Source organism: Hymenobacter koreensis (assembly GCF_039541855.1).
Taxonomy (GTDB): Bacteria; Bacteroidota; Bacteroidia; order Cytophagales; family Hymenobacteraceae; genus Solirubrum; species Solirubrum koreensis.
This window is the reverse complement of record NZ_BAABHA010000002.1, coordinates 702,423-726,906: the sequence shown is the minus strand read 5'-3', so window position 1 is coordinate 726,906 and position 24,484 is coordinate 702,423. Positions and strand designations below refer to the sequence as shown.

23 protein-coding genes and 4 tRNA genes are annotated in these 24,484 nt (G+C 54.3%); all 27 read left to right on the top strand.

Going from position 1 to position 24,484, the window contains the following annotated elements; all coding sequences use genetic code 11:
- Positions 1 to 25: 25 nt before the first annotated feature.
- The 27 genes from ABD903_RS06090 to rpsS all read left to right on the top strand — a co-directional run bounded on the left by ABD903_RS06090 (position 26) and on the right by rpsS (position 24,484).
- Positions 26 to 108: transfer RNA gene (locus tag ABD903_RS06090), tRNA-Tyr, on the top strand.
- Between the two features lie 28 nt (positions 109 to 136).
- Positions 137 to 209, top strand: a tRNA-Gly gene (locus ABD903_RS06085).
- A 46-nt stretch (positions 210 to 255) separates the two neighbouring features.
- A tRNA-Thr gene (locus ABD903_RS06080) sits at positions 256 to 327 on the top strand.
- 151 nt (positions 328 to 478) lie between these two features.
- Positions 479 to 1,666 (top strand): elongation factor Tu, encoded by a 1,188-nt coding sequence (tuf, locus tag ABD903_RS06075; RefSeq protein ID WP_345222293.1) that lies wholly within the window; start codon positions 479 to 481, stop codon positions 1,664 to 1,666.
- A 116-nt stretch (positions 1,667 to 1,782) separates the two neighbouring features.
- A tRNA-Trp gene (locus ABD903_RS06070) sits at positions 1,783 to 1,853 on the top strand.
- Positions 1,854 to 1,922: 69 nt separating this feature from the next.
- On the top strand, positions 1,923 to 2,117 hold the full coding sequence (secE, locus tag ABD903_RS06065; protein WP_345222292.1) for a preprotein translocase subunit SecE: 195 nt from the start codon (positions 1,923 to 1,925) through the stop codon (positions 2,115 to 2,117).
- A gap of 23 nt (positions 2,118 to 2,140) precedes the next feature.
- Positions 2,141 to 2,701 carry a transcription termination/antitermination protein NusG gene (nusG, locus tag ABD903_RS06060; RefSeq protein WP_151078228.1) on the top strand — a complete coding sequence of 187 codons (561 nt, stop codon included), beginning with the start codon at positions 2,141 to 2,143 and terminating at the stop codon, positions 2,699 to 2,701.
- 117 nt (positions 2,702 to 2,818) lie between these two features.
- Complete coding sequence (gene rplK, locus ABD903_RS06055; protein WP_151078227.1) at positions 2,819 to 3,262, top strand: 50S ribosomal protein L11; 444 nt, start codon at positions 2,819 to 2,821, stop codon at positions 3,260 to 3,262.
- Positions 3,263 to 3,274: 12 nt separating this feature from the next.
- Positions 3,275 to 3,973, top strand: a complete 699-nt coding sequence (gene rplA / locus ABD903_RS06050) for a 50S ribosomal protein L1 (protein WP_151078226.1) — start codon at positions 3,275 to 3,277, stop codon at positions 3,971 to 3,973.
- Positions 3,974 to 3,987: 14 nt separating this feature from the next.
- The gene (gene rplJ / locus ABD903_RS06045; RefSeq protein ID WP_345222285.1) at positions 3,988 to 4,542 is read left to right on the top strand and encodes a 50S ribosomal protein L10; all 555 of its coding nucleotides are present in this window, start codon (positions 3,988 to 3,990) and stop codon (positions 4,540 to 4,542) included.
- A 60-nt stretch (positions 4,543 to 4,602) separates the two neighbouring features.
- Positions 4,603 to 4,983 (top strand): 50S ribosomal protein L7/L12, encoded by a 381-nt coding sequence (gene rplL / locus ABD903_RS06040; RefSeq protein ID WP_227765564.1) that lies wholly within the window; start codon positions 4,603 to 4,605, stop codon positions 4,981 to 4,983.
- A gap of 257 nt (positions 4,984 to 5,240) precedes the next feature.
- Complete coding sequence (rpoB, locus tag ABD903_RS06035) at positions 5,241 to 9,125, top strand: DNA-directed RNA polymerase subunit beta (RefSeq protein ID WP_345222279.1); 3,885 nt, start codon at positions 5,241 to 5,243, stop codon at positions 9,123 to 9,125.
- 334 nt (positions 9,126 to 9,459) lie between these two features.
- Positions 9,460 to 13,803: a DNA-directed RNA polymerase subunit beta' gene (gene rpoC / locus ABD903_RS06030; RefSeq protein WP_345222277.1), complete on the top strand. Its 4,344-nt coding sequence runs from the start codon at positions 9,460 to 9,462 to the stop codon at positions 13,801 to 13,803.
- A 177-nt stretch (positions 13,804 to 13,980) separates the two neighbouring features.
- Positions 13,981 to 14,310 carry a DUF3467 domain-containing protein gene (locus ABD903_RS06025; protein WP_345222276.1) on the top strand — a complete coding sequence of 110 codons (330 nt, stop codon included), beginning with the start codon at positions 13,981 to 13,983 and terminating at the stop codon, positions 14,308 to 14,310.
- Between the two features lie 27 nt (positions 14,311 to 14,337).
- A complete protein-coding gene (locus ABD903_RS06020) occupies positions 14,338 to 15,144 on the top strand; it encodes a hypothetical protein (protein WP_345222274.1) in 807 nt (268 codons plus the stop codon).
- A gap of 4 nt (positions 15,145 to 15,148) precedes the next feature.
- Positions 15,149 to 15,886 carry a class I SAM-dependent methyltransferase gene (locus ABD903_RS06015; RefSeq protein ID WP_345222273.1) on the top strand — a complete coding sequence of 246 codons (738 nt, stop codon included), beginning with the start codon at positions 15,149 to 15,151 and terminating at the stop codon, positions 15,884 to 15,886.
- A gap of 56 nt (positions 15,887 to 15,942) precedes the next feature.
- Positions 15,943 to 16,236: a hypothetical protein gene (locus tag ABD903_RS06010; RefSeq protein WP_345222271.1), complete on the top strand. Its 294-nt coding sequence runs from the start codon at positions 15,943 to 15,945 to the stop codon at positions 16,234 to 16,236.
- Positions 16,237 to 16,466: 230 nt separating this feature from the next.
- The gene (rpsL, locus tag ABD903_RS06005) at positions 16,467 to 16,895 is read left to right on the top strand and encodes a 30S ribosomal protein S12 (protein WP_151078218.1); all 429 of its coding nucleotides are present in this window, start codon (positions 16,467 to 16,469) and stop codon (positions 16,893 to 16,895) included.
- Between the two features lie 111 nt (positions 16,896 to 17,006).
- Complete coding sequence (gene rpsG / locus ABD903_RS06000) at positions 17,007 to 17,474, top strand: 30S ribosomal protein S7 (protein ID WP_151078217.1); 468 nt, start codon at positions 17,007 to 17,009, stop codon at positions 17,472 to 17,474.
- A gap of 97 nt (positions 17,475 to 17,571) precedes the next feature.
- Entirely contained in the window at positions 17,572 to 19,710 is a 2,139-nt protein-coding gene (gene fusA / locus ABD903_RS05995; protein WP_345222268.1) for an elongation factor G, read from the top strand.
- Between the two features lie 24 nt (positions 19,711 to 19,734).
- Positions 19,735 to 20,040 carry a 30S ribosomal protein S10 gene (rpsJ, locus tag ABD903_RS05990; RefSeq protein WP_106930172.1) on the top strand — a complete coding sequence of 102 codons (306 nt, stop codon included), beginning with the start codon at positions 19,735 to 19,737 and terminating at the stop codon, positions 20,038 to 20,040.
- A gap of 169 nt (positions 20,041 to 20,209) precedes the next feature.
- Entirely contained in the window at positions 20,210 to 21,526 is a 1,317-nt protein-coding gene (locus ABD903_RS05985) for an O-antigen ligase family protein (RefSeq protein ID WP_345222267.1), read from the top strand.
- Between the two features lie 245 nt (positions 21,527 to 21,771).
- Positions 21,772 to 22,392 carry a 50S ribosomal protein L3 gene (rplC, locus tag ABD903_RS05980; protein WP_345222266.1) on the top strand — a complete coding sequence of 207 codons (621 nt, stop codon included), beginning with the start codon at positions 21,772 to 21,774 and terminating at the stop codon, positions 22,390 to 22,392.
- Between the two features lie 5 nt (positions 22,393 to 22,397).
- Complete coding sequence (rplD, locus tag ABD903_RS05975; protein ID WP_345222265.1) at positions 22,398 to 23,036, top strand: 50S ribosomal protein L4; 639 nt, start codon at positions 22,398 to 22,400, stop codon at positions 23,034 to 23,036.
- Positions 23,036 to 23,323: a 50S ribosomal protein L23 gene (gene rplW / locus ABD903_RS05970; RefSeq protein ID WP_345222263.1), complete on the top strand. Its 288-nt coding sequence runs from the start codon at positions 23,036 to 23,038 to the stop codon at positions 23,321 to 23,323. The genes rplD and rplW overlap by 1 nt, the downstream gene beginning before the upstream one ends.
- Positions 23,324 to 23,378: 55 nt before the next feature.
- Positions 23,379 to 24,206, top strand: a complete 828-nt coding sequence (rplB, locus tag ABD903_RS05965; RefSeq protein WP_345222262.1) for a 50S ribosomal protein L2 — start codon at positions 23,379 to 23,381, stop codon at positions 24,204 to 24,206.
- The gene (rpsS, locus tag ABD903_RS05960; protein ID WP_078013193.1) at positions 24,206 to 24,484 is read left to right on the top strand and encodes a 30S ribosomal protein S19; all 279 of its coding nucleotides are present in this window, start codon (positions 24,206 to 24,208) and stop codon (positions 24,482 to 24,484) included. Before rplB ends, rpsS begins: the two co-directional genes overlap by 1 nt.

The window sequence follows — 24,484 nt, the reverse complement described above, 5'->3', positions numbered from 1 at the left end:
GGCATCCGGCCTTGGTTAATCAAACGGGGGGATTCCAGAGTGGCCAAATGGATCAGACTGTAAATCTGCTGTCTTCGGACTTCGGAGGTTCGAATCCTCCTCCCCCCACACCCTTTTCTTGTCAATGCCCTTTTACGCGGGAGTAGCTCAGTTGGTAGAGCGGCAGCCTTCCAAGCTGCAGGTCGCGGGTTCGAACCTCGTCTCCCGCTCTAGTGGCTTCCACTTTCGCACGAAGGCATTGACTTGAAATAACCAGCCGTTGTAGCTCAGGGGTAGAGCACTTCCTTGGTAAGGAAGAGGTCCGGGGTTCAAATCCCCGCAACGGCTCAGAGTGAACCCAACGGGGCAGCGCGCCTGTCGCCGTGTGGCCTTCTGCAAGCGACGTGCAGCGTTTCCCTAGCGGGAGTCTGCGTTTCGCTTTCTTGCAGTATCAGCGCGTTTCTCTTTTTCCTCAAAATTTCTTCCCAATCTCTTTACAATGGCTAAAGAAAATTTTGACCGTTCCAAGCCGCACGTAAACATCGGCACGATCGGTCACGTGGACCACGGCAAAACGACCCTGACCGCTGCCATCACCACGGTGTTGGCTAACAAAGGTCTGGCCGCTAAGCGTGACTTCTCTTCGATCGACAACGCGCCCGAGGAAAAAGAGCGCGGCATTACGATCAACACGGCTCACGTTGAGTACGCTACCGAAAACCGTCACTACGCTCACGTTGACTGCCCTGGTCACGCTGACTACGTAAAGAACATGGTTACTGGTGCTGCTCAGATGGACGGCGCTATCCTCGTGGTAGCTGCTACCGACGGCCCAATGCCCCAGACGCGTGAGCACATCCTGTTGGCCCGCCAGGTAGGCGTTCCGCAGCTGGTAGTGTTCATGAACAAGGTGGACATGGTTGACGACCCCGAGCTGCTCGAACTCGTTGAGATGGAAATCCGCGAGTTGCTCTCGTTCTACAACTTCGACGGCGACAACATTCCAGTTATCCAAGGCTCGGCTCTGGGTGGTCTGAATGGCGACGCTACTTGGGTTCCCAAGATCGAAGAGCTGATGGCTGCAGTGGACTCGTTTATTCCGATTCCTCCCCGCTTGACCGATCTGCCCTTCCTGATGCCCGTAGAGGACGTGTTCTCTATCACGGGTCGTGGAACGGTTGCTACTGGCCGTATCGAGCGTGGTATCATTAACTCGGGTGAGCAGGTTGAAATCCTGGGCATGGGTGCTGAAAACCTCAAGTCGGTTGTAACCGGTGTTGAGATGTTCCGCAAAATCCTTGACCGTGGCGAAGCTGGTGACAACGTAGGTCTGTTGCTCCGTGGCATCGAAAAAGAAGCCATCCGTCGTGGTATGGTTATCTGCAAGCCCGGCTCGGTAACTCCCCACAAAAAGTTCAAGGCTGAGGTTTACGTTCTCTCTAAAGAGGAAGGTGGCCGTCACACGCCGTTCTTCAATAACTACCGTCCGCAGTTCTACTTCCGCACCACCGACGTAACCGGCATCATCTCGCTGGCCGAAGGTGTGGAAATGGTAATGCCTGGCGACAACGTGACCATCACGGTGGAGCTGATCAGCTCGGTAGCTATGGAAAAAGGCCTGCGTTTCGCTATCCGCGAAGGTGGCCGTACGGTAGGTGCCGGTCAGGTAACCGAAATCCTCGACTAATTACCGCTGGATCAATACAATCCGCCCCCGATTTTTTCGGGGGCGGATTTGTTTTGTATAAACAGTTCCCTACATTTGCAGTCCCGTTCAAACCCGGTTTGAATTGGAGCGCTTACACGGGCGTAGTTCAAGGGTAGAATAGAGGTCTCCAAAACCTTTGATGGGAGTTCGAATCTCTCCGCCCGTGCTAATTTCTTTTAGGTGGTTGCACTCGCAACTGCTGCTTTTGCCTAATCCGTCAACCGGCACATCAATCATGGACAAGCTGACGAAATACTTCCGCGACACCGTCGAGGAGATGCGCTACAAGACTACGTGGCCCACTTTCGACGAATTGCAGAAGAGTGCCGGTCTGGTGCTTATCGGTTCGCTGGTCTTTGCCGCCGTCGTTGGTGTCATGGACATTACGTTTGAGTCGCTGCTGAAGGCGTTCTACAACTCGTTCCGCTAGTCCCAGCCAGTAAGTTTAATACGATGGGAGAATTGAAGTGGTACGTGGTACGCTCGGTGAGCGGACAAGAGAAGAAAGCCAAGCAGTACCTCGAAACCGAGATTCACCGCCATGGCCTCGATGAGTTGGTGCCGCAGGTATTGATTCCGGCCGAGAAGGTATACGAGATGCGCAATGGTAAGAAACGGGTGCGCGAGCGTAGCTTCTTTCCTGGATACATTCTGATTCACGCCGACCTGACGCATGGTGAAGTAGACCACATTATCACCAGCACGCCTGGTGTATTGGGTTTCCTCAGCGACAAGGAAGGCAAAACCGCCAACACCAAGCCCGTGCCGCTGCGCATGAGCGAAGTGAACCGCATCCTCGGTATCGTGGATGAAACGGAAGAGCAGACTGCCACGCTGGAGGTGCCTTTCGTGGTGAACGAAACGGTGAAGGTTATTGACGGTCCGTTCAACGGTTTCTCAGGTACTGTAAACGAAGTATTCGAGGAGCGTAAGAAGCTGAACGTGATTGTTAAGATTTTCGGCCGTGCCCAGCCAGTAGAACTGAGCTACACGCAGGTCGAGAAGGAAGTCTAGAACACACTGTTACAAGTACGGCCGCTGGTCATCTGCTCCAGATCTGCGGTTGCTTCCATAGGAGCATTTTCAAACCGGCATTAGGCGCCACCTAGTGCCGACCTTTAACCAACCCAAATGGCCAAGGAAATCAGAGGTTACCTGAAACTTCAGGTAAAGGGAGGCGCGGCTAACCCTGCCCCGCCGATTGGACCTGCGCTTGGATCAAAAGGCTTGAACATCATGGAATTCTGCAAGCAGTTCAACGCTCGCACCCAGGATAAAGCCGGCCAAGTGTTACCTGTTCTCATCACCATGTACACTGACAAGTCGTTTGACTTTGTCATCAAGACGCCGCCCGCGCCGATCCTGCTCATGGAAGCAGCGAAACTGCAAAGCGGCTCGAAAGAGCCCAACCGTAACAAAGTTGGCTCGGTGACCTGGGACCAAGTCCGCCAAATTGCCGAAACGAAAATGCCCGACTTGAACGCTTTCAAGATCGAGTCGGCCATGAGCCTCGTAGCTGGCACCGCTCGCAGCATGGGCATCACCATTACGGGCGAAAGCCCCCTCACCAAGTAATCGGCTACGACCATGGCAAAAGTGAGCAAAAAGCGCAAGGAAGCCCTTGCCAAGTTTGACCTAACGGAAGTACGTTCGTTGCAGGATGCCGCCAAAGTGGTAAAGGAAATCACCTTCACCAAGTTTGACGCTTCTGTTGACATCGATGTACGCCTAGGTGTTGACCCCCGTAAAGCCGACCAGATGGTTCGTGGCGTAGCTACGCTGCCCCACGGTACCGGTAAAACGGTTCGCGTTCTGGCCCTCGTTACTCCGGACAAAGAAGCCGAAGCAACGGCTGCTGGTGCCGATTTCGTAGGTCTGGACGACTACATCGCCAAGATCGAGAAAGGCTGGACCGACATCGACGTAATCATCACGATGCCGGCCGTAATGGCTAAAGTAGGCCGCTTGGGCCGCGTGTTGGGCCCCCGTGGTCTGATGCCGAATCCGAAGTCGGGCACTGTAACCACGGACGTAGCCAAGGCTGTGCAGGAAGTGAAGGCTGGTAAAATCGACTTCAAAGTTGACAAAACCGGTATCATTCACACCTCGGTTGGCAAGGTGTCTTTCGGCGAGGACAAACTCGCTGAAAACGCACTGGAACTGATCCAGACCCTGCAGCGCCTGAAGCCTTCGTCGGCCAAGGGCACATACATCAAGAGCATCACGCTCTCGAGCACGATGAGCCCGGGCGTACCGGTTGATACTTCGGTTAATTCCGCCAAATAATAACGCGCCTGATCATGACGAAGGAAGAAAAATATGCCCTCGTAGATGAGCTGGCCGAGAAGTTCGGCGAATACAGCTTCTTCTACCTCACGGATGCCTCGGGCATGACCGTGGCGAAGATCAACGAATTCCGTCGCCTGTGCTACACGCGCGGCATGGAATACAAGGTTTACAAAAACACCCTAATCCGCAAAGCGCTGGACCGCCTCTCGGGCGACACCGCTGAGCTGGATGCAGCACTAAAAGGCCAGTCGGGCATCCTGTTCTCGAAAGAGTCGGGCTCGGCTCCTGCCAAGCTGTTGAAGGATTTTTACAAGTCGCAGAACTACGGTAAGAACGTAGTGCCGAAGCCGGTGCTGAAAGGCGCTTACCTCGATAGCGACCTGTTCGTTGGTGCCAACCAGCTGGAAACACTGGCCACCATCAAAGGCAAGCAGGAACTCATCGGTGAAATCATCGGTCTGCTCCAGTCGCCCGCCAAAAACGTTATCGGTGCTCTGCAGAGCGGCGGCAACAAGCTGGCTGGCATCCTCAAAACCCTTTCGGAAAAAGAAGAGGCCGCAGGCTAACCGCTGCTCTCTTTTATTCATTCAATCGTTTTCAACAACACCCCCAAATTTTTTTGCAAAATGGCAGATTTGAAAGCATTTGCAGAGCAGCTCGTTAGCCTGACCGTTAAAGAAGTTAACGAACTGGCTACTATCCTGAAGGACGAGTACGGCATCGAGCCGGCAGCTGCTGCTCCGGTAATGATGGCTGGTGGCGGCGCTGGCGCTGCTGCTGAAGCTCCTGAGGAGAAGACTTCGTTCGACGTAATCCTGAAGTCGGCTGGTGCTCAGAAACTGGCTGTAGTTAAGCTGGTGAAAGACCTGACCGGCCTCGGCCTGAAGGAAGCCAAAGAACTGGTTGACGGCGCTCCGAAGCCCCTGAAAGAAGGTGTTGCTAAAGACGAGGCTGAAGGCCTGAAGAAGCAGCTGGAAGAAGCTGGTGCTGAAGTAGAGGTTAAGTAATTACCCTCCCACCCACCTGCTTCATCGGACGGACGCAACGGTTACCGGTGACTCAACAGTCAGCCGGTTCCGTTTCAACCCCGCCCAACAAGCATGGAGAAGGCCTGGCAACTAAGTCAGGTCTTTTCCTGTTTGTAGCCTACAAACTTTGCTGAACGCGGTTTCCACGCCCTTAGGGGCGTTTTCGCGCGTCTACGCGTAGAAGCTACGCAAAGTTTGCAGAGTACCACCCTTTGTCATTTTAACCCCCTTACACGTTGGCTACACGCAAGAAAACGGCTTCGGCCGAGGAGCGGATCAACTTCGCCAAGATTAAGAAGGTTATTGAGTATCCGGATTTCTTGGACGTACAGTTGCAGTCGTTCCAGGATTTCTTCCAGCTCGAGACGGCCGCCGAGAATCGTACGGATGAAGGTTTGTTTAAGGTGTTTGCCGAGAACTTTCCGATTTCGGACTCCCGCGAAAACTTCGTGCTGCAGTTCATGGATTACCACGTGGATCCGCCCAAGTACTCGGTTGACGAGTGCATTGACCGCGGCTTGACGTACTCGGTACCCCTGAAGGCGAAACTGCGCCTGCTGTGCAACGACGCCGACAACGAGGACTTTGAAACCATCGAGCAGGAAGTGTTCCTCGGGAACATTCCCTACATGACGGAGAAGGGTTCGTTCGTCATCAACGGCGCTGAGCGCGTTATCGTATCGCAGCTGCACCGTTCGCCGGGCGTGTTCTTTGCCCAGAGCAAGCACACCAACGGCACGAAGCTGTATTCGGCCCGTATTATCCCGTTCAAGGGTTCGTGGATTGAGTTTGCCACGGACGTGAACAACGTGATGTACGCGTACATTGACCGTAAGAAGAAATTCCCGGTTACGACGCTGCTTCGCGCCATCGGCTACGGTACCGACAAAGACATTCTCGACCTGTTCGGACTGTCGGAGGAGGTGAAAGCCGACAAGAAAACACTCAAGAAAGTAGTTGGCCGCAAGCTGGCTGCCCGTGTACTACGCACTTGGACGGAAGACTTCGTGGACGAGGACACCGGTGAAGTGGTATCCATCGACCGTAACGAAGTGCTGCTGGAGCGTGACTCCGCCGTGGAGGACAGCGACATCGACACCATCGTGGATTCGGGGGTTAAGTCGATTATCCTGCACCGCGAAAACGTTAACATCGCCGACTTCGCTATCATCTACAACACGCTTCAGAAAGACAACTCCAACTCGGAGAAGGAAGCCGTGGAGCAGATTTACCGCCAGCTCCGTAACACGGAAGCGCCGGACGAAGAAACCGCGCGTGACATCATTCAGAAGTTGTTCTTCTCGGATAAGCGTTACGACTTGGGCGACGTTGGCCGTTACCGGATCAACAAGAAGCTCGGCCTTGACAAGAACTGGGAAGCTCGCGTACTGACCAACGAGGACATTGTTCTCATTGTGAAGTACCTGATCGGCCTGATCAACTCGAAGGCAGTAGTCGATGACATTGACCACTTGTCGAATCGCCGTGTACGCACGGTGGGCGAGCAGCTGTACGCCCAGTTTGGCGTAGGTCTGGCTCGTATGGCGCGTACCATCAAGGAACGCATGAATGTGCGCGACAACGAGGACTTCAAGCCCGTTGACCTGATCAATGCCCGTACGCTGTCGTCGGTAATCAACTCGTTCTTCGGCACCAACCAGTTGTCGCAGTTCATGGACCAAACCAACCCGCTGGCCGAGGTGACGCACAAGCGTCGCGTATCGGCACTGGGGCCAGGAGGTCTATCGCGCGAGCGTGCTGGTTTCGAAGTACGTGACGTTCACTACACGCACTACGGCCGCCTTTGCACCATTGAAACGCCGGAAGGACCGAACATTGGTCTGATTTCGTCGCTGTGCGTGCACGCCCGCGTTAACTCGATGGGCTTCATTGAAACGCCCTACCGCACCGTGCAGAACGGAACGGTTGACATGAGCGAGAACGTGAAGTACCTGACAGCCGAAGAGGAAGATACCCACCACATTGCGCAGGCTAACGCCCGTCTCGATGACAATGGTAACTTCCTGTCGGACCGCGTAAAAGGTCGTTTCGAAGGTGACTTCCCGGTAGTAGAGCCAGCCGAGTACACCTATATGGACATTGCACCGAACCAGATTGTGTCGGTGGCTGCCTCGATGATTCCGTTCCTGGAGCACGACGACGCCAACCGCGCCCTGATGGGCTCGAACATGCAGCGTCAGGCGGTTCCATTGCTGCGTCCGCAGGCTCCGATTGTAGGTACCGGCCTCGAAGGTCGTGTAGCTATTGACTCGCGCGCCTTGGTAGTAGCAGAGGGCCCCGGCACCATCGATTACGTGGATGCCAACAAGATCATCGTGAAGTACGACCTCTCGGCCGAAGACATCCTCGTGAGCTTCGACGCCGAGCGCGTAACCTACGATCTGATCAAATTCCGTCGTACCAACCAGGATACCTGCATTAACCTGAGCCCCATCGTGAAGCGCGGTGACCGGGTTGAGAAGGGCCAGCCGTTGTGCGAAGGCTACGCCACCGAAGGCGGTGAGCTAGCCTTGGGTCGTAACATGCAGGTGGCATTTATGCCATGGCAGGGTTACAACTTCGAGGATGCCATCGTGATTTCGGAGAAGGTTGTGCGCGACGACATCTTCACTTCGATTCACATCGAAGAGTTCGAGCTGGAAGTACGCGAAACCAAGCGCGGCGAAGAGGAACTGACCTCGGAAATTCCGAACGTAAGCGAGGAAGCCGTGCGCAACCTCGACGAGAACGGTATCATCCGCATCGGTGCTGAAGTACGCGAAGGCGACATTCTGATCGGTAAAATCACGCCGAAGGGCGAGACCGACCCGACTCCGGAAGAGAAGCTGCTGCGTGCCATCTTCGGCGACAAAGCCGGCGACGTGAAAGATGCCTCGCTTAAGGCGCCGCCCTCCTTGCAGGGTGTCGTAATTGAGACGAAGCTGTTTGCACGTCCTAAGAAGGACAAAAACCTCCGGGCGAAGTCGAAGCGCGAAGTAGAGGAGCTGAAGGACCGTTACGCGGCCGAGCTGCGCGGCGTGAAAACCGTGATGGTAGAGAAGCTGGTGCAACTGCTCGAAGGCAAAACTTCGCAAGGGTTGAAGCACCGTTTCGGCGACGAAATCCTGAGCAAGGGTGTGAAATTCGGGAAGAAGAACATCACGGAAGCGTTGTTCCCCGACAAAAACCCTTACAAGGACGAGAGCAACTACGCCGTACCAGAGGAGGTTAACATGTTCAAGGACTTGATCCTTGAAGGTTGGACCGCCGACGAGAAGGTGAACAGCATGGTTGTGGAATTGGTGAAGAATTACACCAAGCGCCGCAACATTGTAACGGCTCGTTTCAAGCGCGACCGTTTCACGCTGGAAGTAGGCGACGAACTACCCGCGGGCATCGTACAGCTGGCTAAAGTGTACATCGCCAAGAAGCGCAAGCTGAAGGTGGGTGACAAGATGGCCGGCCGTCACGGTAACAAAGGGGTGGTAGCCCGCATCGTACGCGATGAGGACATGCCCTTCCTGCCCGACGGCACGCCGATGGACATCGTGCTGAACCCGCTGGGTGTACCGAGCCGCATGAACATCGGTCAGATCTACGAAACGGTACTCGGCTGGGCTGGTCTCAAACTGGGCCGTAAGTACTCGACGCCGATTTTCGACGGTGGTACCGAAGAAGAAGTAGCCAAGGAACTGACCGAAGCAGGCTTGCCGGATTGGGGTCGTGCGTACCTGCACGACGGCCTTTCGGGTGACCGTTTCGACCAGCCGGTAACCGTGGGTGTGATTTACATGCTCAAACTCGGTCACTTGGTCGACGACAAAATGCACGCCCGTTCCATCGGTCCGTACTCGCTCATTACGCAGCAGCCGCTGGGTGGTAAAGCGCAGTTCGGTGGTCAGCGCTTCGGCGAAATGGAAGTGTGGGCTTTGGAAGCCTTCGGTGCTTCGAACATCCTGCAGGAAATCCTGACGGTGAAATCGGACGACGTGGTAGGCCGTGCCAAAGCGTACGAAGCCATTGTAAAAGGCGACGTGTTGCCCAAGCCGAATATCCCTGAGTCGTTCAACGTGCTCATTCACGAGCTGCGTGGTCTGGCCCTGGAAATCACGCTGGATTAAGTAAGCTGCAAAGGAATGGTTGCTGGTGCTTTGGTGCCGGCAACCATTTCGCGCATAGTGCGAACGGCTTCGCGACATGCTTTTCGGATGTTGTTCCGAGATAAGGTCAGGACAACACAAACCGTCTGGAAAGTCATCAACAAGCCACTCGAAGGCAGTCAACCGGACTCCATCCTCAGACCCGATAAAACCTACTGCGCGGCGTACCTATCCGACCCGCAGAGCACTTTTACGTGAGTCGAGCTGTTCTCTCTTTCTGCGGTCATGCCATCGGCACTAAGCGGAAAGACAGGCAGTGAATAGCAACAAGCTAACAGCTTAACAAACAAGCAACATGGCGTTTGCAAAAACCAAGAAGTTAGTGCAGGACTTCTCGAAAGTCACTATCTCGCTCGCCTCGCCGGAAGCTATTCTGGAGCGGTCGAACGGCGAAGTGGTGAAGCCCGAGACGATCAACTACCGGACGTACAAGCCCGAAATGGGCGGTCTGTTCTGTGAGCGGATCTTCGGGCCGGTGAAGGACTGGGAGTGCCACTGCGGCAAATACAAGCGCATTCGTTACAAGGGCATCATCTGCGACCGTTGCGGCGTGGAGGTGACCGAGAAGAAAGTGCGCCGCGAGCGGATGGGTCACATCGAACTGGTGGTACCCGTTGCGCACATTTGGTACTTCAAGTCGCTGCCGAATAAAATTGGCTACCTGCTGGGTATGCCCACCAAGAAGCTCGACCAGATCATCTACTACGAACGTTACGTGGTAGTGCAGCCGGGCGTATTGGAAACGGAAGGCGTACAGCAGTACGACTTCTTGACCGAAGACGAATACCTGGACATCATCGACAAGCTCCCCCGCGAGAACCAGATGTTGCCCAACGAAGACCCGCAGAAGTTCATCGCCCGCATGGGTGCCGACGCATTGTACATGCTGCTCGAGCGCCTGAACCTGGACGAGTTGAGCTACTCGCTGCGTGACTCTGCCGCCCACGAAACCTCGCAGCAGCGTAAGGCTGAGGCGTTGAAGCGTCTGCGCGTGGTAGAAGCGTTCCGCGAAGCCAACACCCGCGTGGAAAACCGCCCCGAGTGGATGGTAATCCGCATGGTGCCGGTTATTCCGCCGGAATTGCGTCCGCTCGTGCCCCTGGACGGTGGCCGTTTCGCTACCTCCGACTTGAACGACCTGTACCGCCGCGTAATCATCCGCAACAACCGCCTCAAGCGCCTGATTGAAATCAAGGCGCCGGAGGTGATTCTGCGAAACGAGAAGCGCATGTTGCAGGAAGCTGTGGATTCGCTCTTCGATAACTCGCGTAAGGTGAATGCCGTGCGTGCCGAAGGCAACCGCGCCCTGAAGTCGCTGTCCGATATGCTGAAAGGCAAGCAGGGCCGCTTCCGTCAGAACCTGCTCGGTAAGCGTGTCGACTACTCGGGCCGTTCGGTTATCGTGGTAGGTCCGGAGCTGAAGCTGCACGAGTGCGGTCTGCCCAAGAACATGGCGGCCGAGCTGTTCAAACCCTTCATCATCCGTAAGCTCATCGAGCGCGGCATCGTGAAAACGGTGAAGTCGGCCAAGAAAATCGTGGACCGCAAGGACGCCGTGGTATGGGATATCCTTGAGAACGTACTCAAGGGTCACCCCGTACTGCTCAACCGTGCTCCTACGTTGCACCGTTTGGGCATCCAGGCGTTCCAGCCGCGTCTCATCGAGGGCAAAGCTATTCAGCTGCACCCGCTGGTGTGTACCGCCTTCAACGCTGACTTTGACGGTGACCAGATGGCTGTGCACGTGCCCCTGGGCCCGGCTGCCGTTCTGGAAGCCTCCATGCTCATGTTGGCCTCGCACAACATCCTGAACCCGGCCAACGGCGCGCCCATCGCGGTACCGTCGCAGGACATGGTTCTGGGCTTGTACTACGTGACCAAAGGCAAGCGCAGCACCGAAACCGAGAAGATTCAAGGCGAAGGCATGACGTTCTACTCCGCGGAGGAAGTTGTTATTGCCATCAACGAGAAGCAGCTCTCGAAGCAGGCGTACATCAAGGTTCGCACGATGGTACGCGACGAGCAGGACAACTTGGTGCCGAAAATCATCGAGACCGTTGCTGGCCGCGTGCTGTTCAACCTGCTCGTGCCGCAGGAAGTGGGCTTCGTCGACGAACTACTCACGAAGAAGAAACTCCAGCAGATCATTTCGCTGGTATTCAAGCGCACGGGTATGGCCCGTACGGCTCAGTTCCTCGACGACATCAAGACCCTCGGTTTCCAGTCGGCCTTCAAAGGCGGCCTGAGCATGGGTCTGGGCGATATTCAGATTCCGAAGGAGAAGGACGCCCTCATCGCGCAGGCCAAGGCCGACGTGGATGCGGTAACCCAGAACTACCAGATGGGTCTGATTACCGACAACGAGCGTTACAACCAGGTTATCGACATCTGGACGCGCATCAACAACCAGATTACGGAGACGCTCATGCGTCGTTTGGAAACGGACGATCAGGGCTTCAACTCGATCTACATGATGATGCACTCCGGTGCCCGTGGTTCGCGCGAGCAGATTCGTCAGCTCGGCGGTATGCGGGGTCTGATGGCCAAGCCGCAGAAGTCGCTGCAGGGTTCGGTAGGCGAAATCATCGAAAACCCGATTCTGTCCAACTTCAAAGAAGGCCTGGACGTAATCGAGTACTTCATTTCGACCCACGGTGCCCGTAAGGGTCTGGCCGACACCGCTCTGAAGACGGCTGACGCCGGCTACCTGACGCGTCGTCTGGTTGACGTGTCGCAGGACGTGATTGTAAACGACGTGGACTGCGGTACGCTGCGCGGCATCGAGACCTTCGCTTTGAAGGACAACGAGGACGTGGTAGAGCCGCTGGCCGAGCGTATCCTGGGCCGCGTAGCGGTACACGACATCATCGACCCGCTCACGGACGAGATTATCCTGCCGGCTGGTGAGGAAATCACCGAAGAAGTTACCCGTCGCATCGACGCTACGGCTATCGAATCGGTGGAAATCCGCTCGGTGCTGACCTGCGAAGCCAAGCGTGGTATTTGCGGCAAGTGCTACGGCCGTAACCTGTCGTCGGGCCGCATGGTCCAGAAAGGTGAAGCGGTAGGTGTAATTGCTGCTCAGTCCATCGGTGAGCCGGGTACCCAGCTCACGCTGCGTACCTTCCACGTAGGTGGTACGGCTTCGAACATTGCCGTTGAAGCCAGCATCCGCGCCAAGTTCGCCGGTGTTGTTGAGTTCGAGGATATCCGCACCGTGGATACTCTGACCGACGACGGCGCGAAGGGCAAAGTGGTGATGGGCCGCTCGGGCGAAGTTCGCATCGTGGAGAAAGGCACCGGCAAGGTGTTTATCTCGAACCACGTACCGTACGGCTCTTTCCTGGTTGTTGACGAAGGTCAGGAAGTAGAGAAGGGCGCCGAGCTTTGCAACTGGGACCCGTACAACGCCGTTATTCTGGCCGAGTTCGACGGTTCTATTGCCTACGACGGCATCAAGGAAGGCGTAACCTACCGCGAGGAGTCGGACGAACAGACCGGTCACCGCGAGAAGGTCATCATCGAATCGAAAGACAAGACGATGGCACCTGCCCTGATCGTGAAAGCCGGCAAGAAAGGCGGCGACGAGTCGGAGCGTACCTACAACATCCCCGTTGGCTCGCATATCAGTGTGGAAAACGGCGAGAAAATCAAGGCCGGTCACATCTTGGCTAAGATTCCTCGTGCGGTAGGTAAGACCCGCGACATCACCGGTGGTCTGCCCCGCGTAACCGAATTGTTTGAGGCCCGCAACCCGTCTAACCCGGCTGTTGTGTCGGAAATCGACGGTGTGGTAACCTACGGCACGGTGAAGCGTGGTAACCGCGAAATCTTTGTCGAGTCGAAAGACGGCGTTAAGAAGAAGTACATGGTGCCGCTGTCGAAGCACATTCTGGTGCAGGACAACGACTTCATCCGCGCCGGTTCGCCGTTGTCGGATGGTGCCATTACCCCGATTGACATCCTGAACATTCAGGGACCGGGCGCCGTGCAGGAGTACCTCGTGAACGAGATTCAGGAAGTGTACCGCTTGCAGGGTGTGAAAATCAACGACAAGCACATCGAGGTGGTAGTTCGCCAGATGATGCAGAAAGTCGTGATTATCGACCCAGGCGACACCTCGTTCCTGGAGCACCAAGTTATTGACAAGGTGACCTTCATGGAAGAAAACGACTCCATCATCGATATGAAGGTGGTGACGGACGAGGGCGAATCGACGGAGCTGAAGCGTGGTCAGATCGTAACGGCTCGTAAGCTGCGCGACGAGAACTCCTCGCTGCGTCGTCGCGACCTGAAACTGGTAGAAGTGCGTGATGCTTCTCCAGCTGTATCGCGCCCCACGCTGCAGGGTATCACCCAGGCTTCGTTGGGTACGCAGTCGTTCATCTCGGCTGCTTCCTTCCAGGAAACGACCAAGGTGCTGTCGGAAGCTGCCATCCGTGGCAAGGCCGACGAACTGCTGGGCCTGAAGGAGAACGTGATTGTTGGTCACCTCATCCCGGCCGGTACCGGTCTGCGCGAGTACCAGCGAATCATCGTTGGTTCTACCGAGGACCCCGAGCCCGCTGTAGCCGCTCCGGCCGCTGCCGAAGCTCGGCCCCGTGCCAGCCGCAGCAAGCGCGAAACCGTTTCGGAATAAGCGTTTCAGCTTAGGCTGACTGGTTAATTGAATAGGGAAGCCCGCCGGAAGCAATTCCGGCGGGCTTTTCTTTTTAGCTTTAGCGGTGCTTAGCGCGGATAAAACATCCGGCTTCAGTAGCACCAGCCGCATTTCAATATCTTATTGCCACGCGACACCTCTTTCGCGAAACAGACCATGACGAACCAACCCGAACCTACCCCCGAGGAGCAGCAGCAAATCAACATCGAACTCTCCGAAGACATTGCCGAAGGCGAGTACGCCAACCTGGCCATGATTGCCCACAGCAGCAGCGAGTTTGTCATCGACTTCATTCGCCTGATGCCCGGTTTGCCCAAAGCCAAGGTGAAAGCCCGTGTGGTAATTACCCCAGAACACGCCAAAAGGCTATTGAATGCACTGGCCGATAACATCGAACGGTACGAACGCAGCTTCGGCCCGATAAAAGTGCAAGGCGACATGCCTAGCTTCCCGATGAACTTCGGTGGCACGATGGGAGAGGCGTAAATAACTTGGCCACAAATACGAAATAAGATGAACCCCTATTTAAGTACCTTCGATAGAATACGAATCAAGGAGGAAAAAGACGCTTTGAATCCCAATTCGTCTCGTGGATACTTTTTAAGTAGCATAATTGATGTATTAGAAAATGAAAGTAGTACCAATGAAGAGATAAATGAAGCTCTTAAATCATTTGACATTTTTACAAGTTCTAAGCGCTCATCGTTGTTTGGAGAAAGAATAGACAATCTGGAGCAAAAGGATTTGAAATTATTGCTTGAGAATAAGACGCAGCAAATTAATAACTCTGTACTGTCTCCACTGGATAGGAAAAAAGAGTTAATAAGAGAGGATTTAGCGAAATTTGTTGATTTTAAAGTTTATAATAATATCGAAGCAGTATTTGAGGAATGGGATTGTGTAAATGGTCAATTATATGAAGTGAAGTTTGTTAGGCCGTTGAACTTGGCCGATTGGCAATCTACTATATATAGATGTTCTACAATGGTTAAAATTCTTAAGACTATTGATTATTATATGCCAAATAATACGGACCGTTATAGGTTTTGCTACATAAAGAAATCATTGTATCGCAATACCACCTACGTATTCGGTTATGACCCTGCTAATTTTTCGTTTGTAGTGAAAACAGGTGTTCCTTTTGCTTTTGATGATCTAACTAATAAGCAAGCTGGAATTCACGAAACTGCTCGCGAACAACTTCATGATTTGCTGAAGATTATGAAAGAAGAGTTGCCTAAAGAGCATTTCGAAAAAGCATTTGCGCTTTATGTTTTGATAAAAGATAAAAAAACTGCTAAAGTCGTTTTAGGTAAGTAGGAAAATGCCTCTCGACCGTTTCTCCAACCACGCCGCGCAATACGCCCAGTTCCGCATTACCTACCCGGCTGCGCTGTATGACTTTCTGCTTTCCCTCACGCCCGGCCGCGAAGCCGCTTGGGACTGCGGTACCGGCAATGGCCAGGTAGCGGCCGATTTGGCGACGCACTTTGGACAGGTAGAAGCTACCGATATCAGTGCGAAACAATTGGCCCAGGCGGTACAACGACCGAATATCAGTTATTCGATAAGCGCAGCTGAACAAACTTCGTTTGCCGATGACACCTTCGATCTGATAACGGTAGCCCAGGCGCTGCATTGGTTCGACGCAGGTGCATTTCACCACGAGGCAACTCGTGTGGCCAAGCCCGGCGCTACCATTGCAGAATGGGGCTACGGGTTGGTGCAAGTGAATCCGGATATTGCCCCACTGATACAGCATTTCTACACCGATGTGGTGGGACCGTACTGGGACGATAACCGGCGCCACATCGACGACCAATTTGCTCGTATTTCGTTTCCGTTCGCCAATATCCAGCGGCGCGAATTTGAAGAGCGGCAGGAGTGGGATGCTGACCGGTTTCTACGTTATTTGCAGACGTGGAGCAGCGTGCAGCGCTACCAGCAAGAAATAGGGGAGGAGCCGCTGAAGCTCATCGAGCAGGAACTGCGGCAGAAGTGGGGCGAAGAACGCCGTGAAGTGCGTTTCCACATATTCTTACGTGCGGCAACAATTAGATGATAGTAAGTGCCGTTACCGATAACTAGTGTTAGTAATATGGCTTACTAATTGATGATATGTGCTTGATTGAAACGGGATTTGAATACCGTATTGTTTGCTTGTTGACTATTGAACAGGCTAATTCTATTCTGAGCAAGGCACCAAGCCTAGACAATATCGACGAATTGGGGCTGCATGAATACCGCAGCTCCGCCAATGTATCGGGACTTCCCGATGCTGCACTTCAGCGGGCTGAATACGGTCTGTACTTCTGCGACTACAGCCGCAGCTACACAAGCTTAACCGTGCTCGGGTATGTACTCAGCCGTTGCGCCGACTTAGGCCCGGTGACATTGCAGAGCGTCGAATAAAACGACTACGCTTGAGCTCCTAGAAGCCGAAACGGCCTCTGCAGTGCAGTGTGGGCTTTTATAGCGCCTTTTCAGAATTCAAATACGGGGGCGGTAAATCCCCTGATTCTGAGCCGTACAAGCCGTTCGGGTTAAGTTATAATACCCGTTTGCTATTGTAAATCAGACTGTCTACCTTTGCAAGCCTAATTTTTTGGGAGAAGACCCTCCCGGCACAAACCCATTTGTAGATGCCAACCATCAACCAATTAGTACGCAAGGGCCGCGAGAAGCTGACGACGAAGTCGAAGTCGCCGGCTCTTGATTCGTGCCCCCAGCGCCGTGGCGTTTGCACCCGCGTGTACACTACTACGCCTAAGAAGCCGAACTCGGCCATGCGTAAAGTGGCCCGTGTGCGCCTCACCAACGGCAAAGAAGTTAACGCCTACATCCCGGGCGAAGGCCACAACCTGCAGGAACACAGCATCGTGCTGATCCGCGGTGGTCGTGTGAAAGACTTGCCGGGTGTTCGTTACCACATCATCCGTGGTGCTCTGGACACCGCCGGCGTAAGCGGCCGTCTCCAGCGCCGTTCGAAGTACGGTGCTAAGCGTCCGAAGCCGGGCCAACCTGCAGCAGCAGCTGGCAAAGGCGGCAAACCCGCAGGTAAGAAAAAGTAATAAGGTCACTCTGACGGCTGTCGGTGCCTGAATCAGGGGTCTGAGTAATACGCGGTCAGCGTGTGAAGCCTGATTCCACTCTAAGCACAGTCGCCAAGCCCTTTCGAAATCATGAGAAAAGCAAAACCAAAGAAGCGCATCCTCCTGCCGGACCCCAAGTTCGGTGAGACGCTGGTTACCCGTTTCGTTAACTACCTGATGTACGACGGCAAGAAGAGCCTGTCGTACGGCATCTTCTACGATGCCCTAGAGCAGGTAGAAGCCCGCACCAAAGAGAACGGCCTGGAGCAGTGGCGCAAAGCCCTGAACAACGTGATGCCGACCGTGGAAGTAAAGAGCCGCCGCGTAGGTGGTGCTACCTTCCAGGTTCCCACCGAAGTTCGCCCCGATCGTCGTATCGCCGTTGGTTCGAAGTGGTTGATTCAATACTCGCGTCGTCGCGGTGAGAAGACCATGAAGGACAAGCTGGCCGGTGAAATTATCGCCGCTGCAAAAGGTGAAGGTGCTGCCGTTAAGAAAAAGGACGACACCCACCGGATGGCGGAAGCCAACAAGGCTTTCTCGCACTTCCGTTTCTAGAAATGGTTTTTGGGCATTGGGGACTTTAGGTCTTGGTTTTTTGTTCTCACACGAATCCAAGCCTTGAGTCCCCACATTCCTAAGTCCGCATAAGACAATGGCCGTAAACAAAGACCTTCAGTACCTCCGCAACATTGGGATTATGGCGCACATCGACGCCGGTAAGACCACCACGTCGGAGCGTATCCTATACTACACCGGTAAAACCCACAAAATCGGGGAAGTGCACGAAGGTGCCGCCACGATGGACTGGATGGAGCAAGAGCAGGAGCGTGGTATCACCATCACTTCGGCTGCTACCACCACGTTCTGGAACTACCCCACCGACTCTAACGGTGACCCAACTCCGGAAACCAAGCAGTACAAAATCAACCTGATTGACACCCCCGGCCACGTTGACTTCACCGTTGAAGTTGAACGCTCGCTGCGTGTGCTCGACGGTGCCGTTGCTCTGTTTTGCGCCGTTTCGGGCGTAGAGCCGCAGTCGGAAACCGTATGGCGTCAGGCTGACAAGTACAAAGTGCCGCGCATCTGTTTCGTAAACAAGATGGACCGCGCCGGTGCTGACTTCTTCAAGGCTGTAACCGAGATTAAGGACAAGCTGGGCGCTAACCCCGTGCCGCTGCAAATCCCGATCGGAGCCGAAGACACCTTCAAGGGCGTAGTTGACCTGCTCACTGGCAAAGCCATCGTGTGGGACGACGCAACCCAGGGCAAAGCCTACCACGAAATCCCCGTTCCCGAGGATCTGGTGGAAACGGTTGCCGAGTGGCGTCAGAAGCTGGTAGAAAGCGTTGCCGAATACGACGATGCACTGCTCGAGAAATTCTTCGAAGATCCGGACAGCATCACCCGCGAGGAAATGATGGTCGTTATCCGCCAGGCGGTAATCGACATGAAGTTCTCGCCCGTAATGTGCGGCTCGGCCTTCAAAAACAAAGGTGTTCAGTCGATGCTGGACGGCGTAATGGCTTACCTGCCTTCGCCGCTCGACATGCCGGCTATCATCGGTACCAACCCCGACACGGGCGAGGAAGTAGAGCGTCACCCGGACAATACCGAGCCGTTCACCGCCCTGGCGTTTAAAATTGCTACCGACCCCTTCGTGGGCCGTCTGTGCTTCTTCCGCTGCTACAGCGGTCAGCTGGAATCGGGTTCGTACGTATTCAACAACCGTACGGGCAAGAAGGAGCGCATCTCGCGTCTGATGCAGATGCACTCCAACAAGCAGAACCCCATCGACAAAATTCAGGCTGGTGATATTGCTGCCGGCGTGGGTTTCAAAGACATCAAGACCGGTGACACGCTGACGGAAGAGAAAGACCGTCTCGTTCTCGAGTCTATGTCTTTCCCCGAGCCCGTAATCGGTTACGCTATCGAGCCGAAGACGCAAGCCGACGTGGATAAGATGGGTATGGCCATTGCCAAACTCGTAGAAGAAGACCCCACCCTGACGGTATTCACCGACCCCGAAACGGGCCAGACGGTACTGCGCGGCATGGGCGAACTTCACTTGGAAATCATCATCGACCGTATGCGTCGCGAGTTCAAGGTTGAAATCAACCAGGGTGCTCCGCAGGTAGCGTACAAGGAGATGATTACCAAGAAAATCGAGCACCGCGAAGTCTACAAGAAGCAGACAGGTGGTCGTGGTAAATTCGCTCACATCGAGTTTGAACTCGGTCCGAAAGAAATCGAGCCGGAGAAACCCGGTCTGGAGTTCGTAAACGGCATCACCGGTGGTGTTATCCCGCGCGAATTCATTGCTCCGATCCAGAAAGGCTTCGAAGAAGCTATGAAGAGCGGTGTTCTGGCCGGCTTCCCGCTGGACTCGATGCGTGTACGCATTTACCACGGTTCGTACCACGATGTTGACTCCGATGCGCTGTCGTTCGAAATGGCAGCACGTCTGGGCTACAAAGAGGCTGCACCGCGTTGCGCCCCGAAATTGCTCGAGCCCATCATGGCCGTTGAAGTAGTGTCGCCGGACGAGTACACTGGCCCGGTAACGGGTGACCTGAACCGTCGTCGTGGCATTATGAAAGGTATGGACACGAAGGCTGGTGCCCAGGTTATCAAGGCTGACGTTCCGCTGTCGGAACTGTTCGGCTACGTAACCGACCTGCGCACCATCTCATCGGGTCGTGCTTCCGCGTCGCTTACCTTCTCGCACTACGAGCAGGTACCGATGAACCTCGCCGAGGGCATCATCGCCAAGGTAAAAGGCGGTAAATAATCGTTGCTTTCACAAGCTGACATCATGAACCAGAAAATTCGCATCAAACTGAAGTCCTACGATCATAACCTCGTCGATAAGTCGTCGGAGAAGATCGTAAAGGCGGTGAAAGCAACCGGTGCCATCGTAAGCGGCCCGATTCCTTTGCCTACCGAGAAAGATAAGTTCACCGTTCTCCGTTCGCCCCACGTGAACAAGAAGGCTCGTGAGCAGTTCCAGCTTTGCACTTACAAGCGCCTCGTTGACATTTACTCGACTTCGTCGAAGACGGTAGATGCGCTGATGAAGCTGGAATTGCCCAGCGGCGTTGACGTAGAAATCAAAGTCTGAGGATAGCCCTCGTTTGAACGAACAAGCCCCACCGATTCCTTGAGTCGGTGGGGCTTGTTTTTTAAGCTAGGGTAAGACGTCATGGACGAAATCCGGCAATACAAGAGGATAATACCGTATTTGCGTAATCAAGCAGACCGCATCAGCCGCTTTGCTACCTGATGTAATCATGATGACCATTCAAACAACTAAAGCTGATATGCCACAAAAGTCCATGACCGAGCCGTGGACTTCAACCGCAGCCGTTAGTGGCTGCGGATTGGTTTTGCTGGGAATGTATACCGTTCCGCTGCTGCGCACGCTTTCCAGCATTGGCATTGCTCTTATAACCCTTATAGGACTGATTTATTTAGTTCTAAACCGTAGGGCAGAGCAGCTGGATAAGCTACCTCCTTACGCCGCGGTAACGCTGCTCTTTGCATTGCAATTGGTGTCGGGAATAAACACCGATGCGGATAACATGAAGGAGTTTTGGCGGGGAGTTGTATTGCAACTGCCTTTCCTATTACTGCCCATTGCCTTTGTGATTTTGCCTGCTCCGTCGGCTCGCCTGCGTGGTATATTGTACACCTTCTTCGTTTTGATTACAGCAGCCTCAGCTGTCGGAAGCACGGTGTACTACTTGTTTCACGCCGAGGAAGTGCATGAATTATACAAGCACTCCAAACTAATGCCCACGGTGCCCGACCATGTTAACTTCAGCATTTTGGTGGCGTTGGCAACCGCTACAGGAGTTCAGTTATTGGAATGTGAACAGTTAGCCGCCAATACTAGGAAGTGGCTTATAGGGTGCGTTGTATTCCTTGTTTTCTTCCAATACCTGCTGGCTGTTCGTAGCGGGCTGCTTGCTTTCTATGTATTTAGCATGATGTATGGTGCCCGTTTACTGTGGCGCCGCCAAATACTAAAGGCGGCGTTGCTAGGATGCTTTCTGCTACTGATGCCCATCGTGAGCTATGTGTGCTTGCCCACTTTCTATAACAAGTACCACAATACCCGCGAAGACGCTGGGCAGCTAGGCCAGTCGCAGGAAGCAAATCGGTATTCTTTGGTGGGCCGGGTCTATTCGTATCAGGCTGCCTGGGCCATAGCGAAGGAGAATCCAGTCTGGGGAGTTGGCAAAGCAGATGTTCACCGGGAAATGAGTGCCCAGTATCAAGCGCTGTTTCCTCAGATTACCTCCAATAATTACAACCGCCCCCACAACCAGTACCTCGAACAACTGGTGTCCTATGGAGCGGTTGGGCTAATGGTGTTTCTGCTCGGATTTTACTACCCCCTTTGGTGGGCACGGCGCCGCTGGCACTGGTTGCTACTGGCGTATTATTCGGTTATTACCGTTTCCTTCATGGTGAACCCTATGTTGGAAAGCCAAATTGGTACAGTTATTCCAGCCTTCTTCCTCGCGTTCCTGCTTTGGGTAATCCCCTCACGTGGGGATTTAAATAAGCCTGTTACAACAAATACAGTGACTTATTCAAGCTGAAGCCCGCGAACCTGAATAAGAGCGGCGCACCACAAATTATTGACCAATTCCGTGGTGCTGCTGTTTTGCTCGTTCCAGTTGGAGTATGGCTACGCAGCCGAACGTGCTGACTTATAGCCGTAAGGGTTCATAAATTATTTCAGAAGGGGGTTGCAATTTTATCTTAACAATTGCCTAGCTTTGCACTCCCTTTCCGAAAACGTCATTCGGGCGTTTTCCTGTGTCTTTTCTCTAATCCCATTCGAATGCCTGGCATTATCGGTAAAAAAATCGGTATGACAAGCCTCTTCACTCCGGACGGCAAGAACGTGCCCTGCACGCTCATCCAAGCTGGCCCGTGCGTAGTGACGCAGGTGAAAACGCTCGAGAACGACGGCTACACAGCTGTTCAACTCGGGTACGGCGACAAGAAGGCCAAGAACACCAACAAACCGTTGGCTGGCCATTTCGCTAAGGCGGGAGTTACCCCCCGCAAGAAACTCGTGGAATTCCGCACCGACGACGTGGCTTCGTACACGCTCGGCGCCGAAGTGAATGCCGAATACTTCGTAGAAGGTGACTTCGTCGATGTAGTTGGTACTTCCAAAGGCAAGGGTTTCCAAGGCGTTGTAAAGCGTCACAACTTTGCTGGTGTAGGTGGTCAAACCCACGGCCAGCACAACCGCGGCCGTCACCCCGGTTCTATCGGTGCTTGCTCGTGGCCTTCGCGCGTGTTCAAAGGAATGCGCATGGCGGGTCGTATGGGCGGTGACCGTGTGAAAGTGCAAAACCTGAAGGTTCTGCGCGTGATGCTCGAGCACAACCTCATCTTGGTGAGCGGCTCGGTGCCCGGTGCTAAAAACGGTTACGTTATCCTGGAGAAATAGGCGCGATGGAACTCTCTGTATTGACGATCAAAGGTGAAGACACCGGCCGCAAGGTTACGCTGTCTGACGCCATCTTCGGGCTGGAGCCGAATGAGCACGCCATGTACCTCGACGTAAAGCTGTACTTGGCTAACCAGCGCCAAGGCACGCATAAGTCGAAGGAGCGCGCTGAAATTGCCCGCACGACCAAGAAACTGAAGAAGCAGAAAGGTACCGGCGGTGCCCGTGCTGGTTCGATGAAGTCGCCGGTTTTCATCGGTGGTGGTCGCGTATTCGGTCCTAAGCCCCGTGACTACGGTTTCAAAGTGAACAAGAAAACCAAGCAGCTGGCCCGTTTGTCGGCGCTGTCGGTTCTTGCTCGCGAAAACCGTTTGGCCCTGGTTGAGAACTTCAGCATTGAAACTCCCCGGACCAAAGACTTTCTCAACATTCTGAGCGGCCTGAAGCTGAACAACGGCAAAAAGACTTTGCTGGTGACTGGTGAGGCTAACAAGAACGTGGTGCTGTCGGCTCGTAACATTCAGAAAGTAAAAGTGGCTACGCCCGTTGCTCTGAATACCCACGACCTGCTGAACACGGACACCCTGTTGCTATCGGAAGATGGCCTGCAGGCGCTCAACCAACTTTACACGGCCGCTGAGTAATGAGCACGATCAAGAAGCCCATCGTGACCGAGAAGGCTACGGCGCTGAACGAGAAAGGCCAGTACGCCTTCTCCGTGGAGCGTAACGCCAACAAGGTTCAGATCAAAAAAGAAATTGAGCAGCTGTACGGCGTAACGGTGTTGAGTGTAAACACTATCCGCACCAACGGCAAACTCAAGTCGAAGTTCACGAAGACGGGTGCTGTAATTGGCCGCCGTCCGCATGGCAAAAAAGCCATCGTGACCGTGAAGGAAGGCGACATCATCGACTTCTACAGCGGCATCTAAGCAGCACCATCGTTTCGGGCGGGGCACCCCCTCGCCAGAGCAATTCAGCTAAGCAATGGCACTCAAAAAACTAAGACCAACATCACCGGGTCAGCGCTTCCGCATCGCCCCGGCTTTCGACGAGATTACCACGTCGACGCCGGAGAAGTCGCTGTTGGCACCCCTCAAAAAATCCGGTGGCCGGAATGATTCCGGAAAAATGACCAACCGTTACATCGGTGGTGGTCACAAGCAGAAGTACCGCGTAATCGACTTCAAGCGCAGCAAGCACGATGTGCCAGCTACCGTGAAGGAGATTGAGTACGACCCCAACCGTACCGCTCGCATCGCCCTGCTGCATTATGCAGATGGCGAGAAGGCGTACATTATCGCTCCGGCTGGCTTGACGGTAGGCGCTACGGTAGTAGCTGGCCCCTCTGCCACCCCGGAAGTAGGCAACGCCCTTACCCTGCGCAACATGCCGCTCGGTACGATTGTACACAACATCGAGCTGATGCCCGGTGCTGGTGCAGTTCTCGCTCGCTCGGCTGGCACTTACGCCCAGCTGGTAGCTCGCGAAGACAAGTACGCTACGTTGAAACTGCCTTCCGGTGAAATGCGCATGGTTCTGGTAACCTGCATTGCCACGGTTGGTACGGTTTCGAACGGCGACCATATGAACGTTCGCATGGGCAAAGCCGGTCGTAACCGTTGGGCCGGTCGTCGTCCTCGCGTACGTGGTGTTGCGATGAACCCCGTTGACCACCCCATGGGCGGTGGCGAAGGCAAGTCGTCGGGTGGTCACCCACGCAGCCGCAAAGGTCTGCTGTCGAAAGGCAAGAAGACCCGCAACAAGAACAAGTACTCTGAGCAACTCATCGTTTCGCGTAAAGGCAAGAAGTAATGGCACGTTCGCTTAAAAAAGGCCCGTACATCGACTTCCGCCTGGAGCGGAAGGTGCAAGTGATGGAGGAGTCCAACAAAAAATCGGTGGTGAAGACCTGGTCGCGTCGCTCGATGATTTCGCCGGACTTTGTAGGGCATACCTTCGCCGTTCACAACGGCAATAAATTTATCCCGGTGTATGTGACCGAAAACATGGTCGGTCACAAGCTTGGGGAATTTGCGCCCACGCGCAACTTCCGCGGCCACGTCGCCAAAAAAGACAAAGGCAAGCGCTAA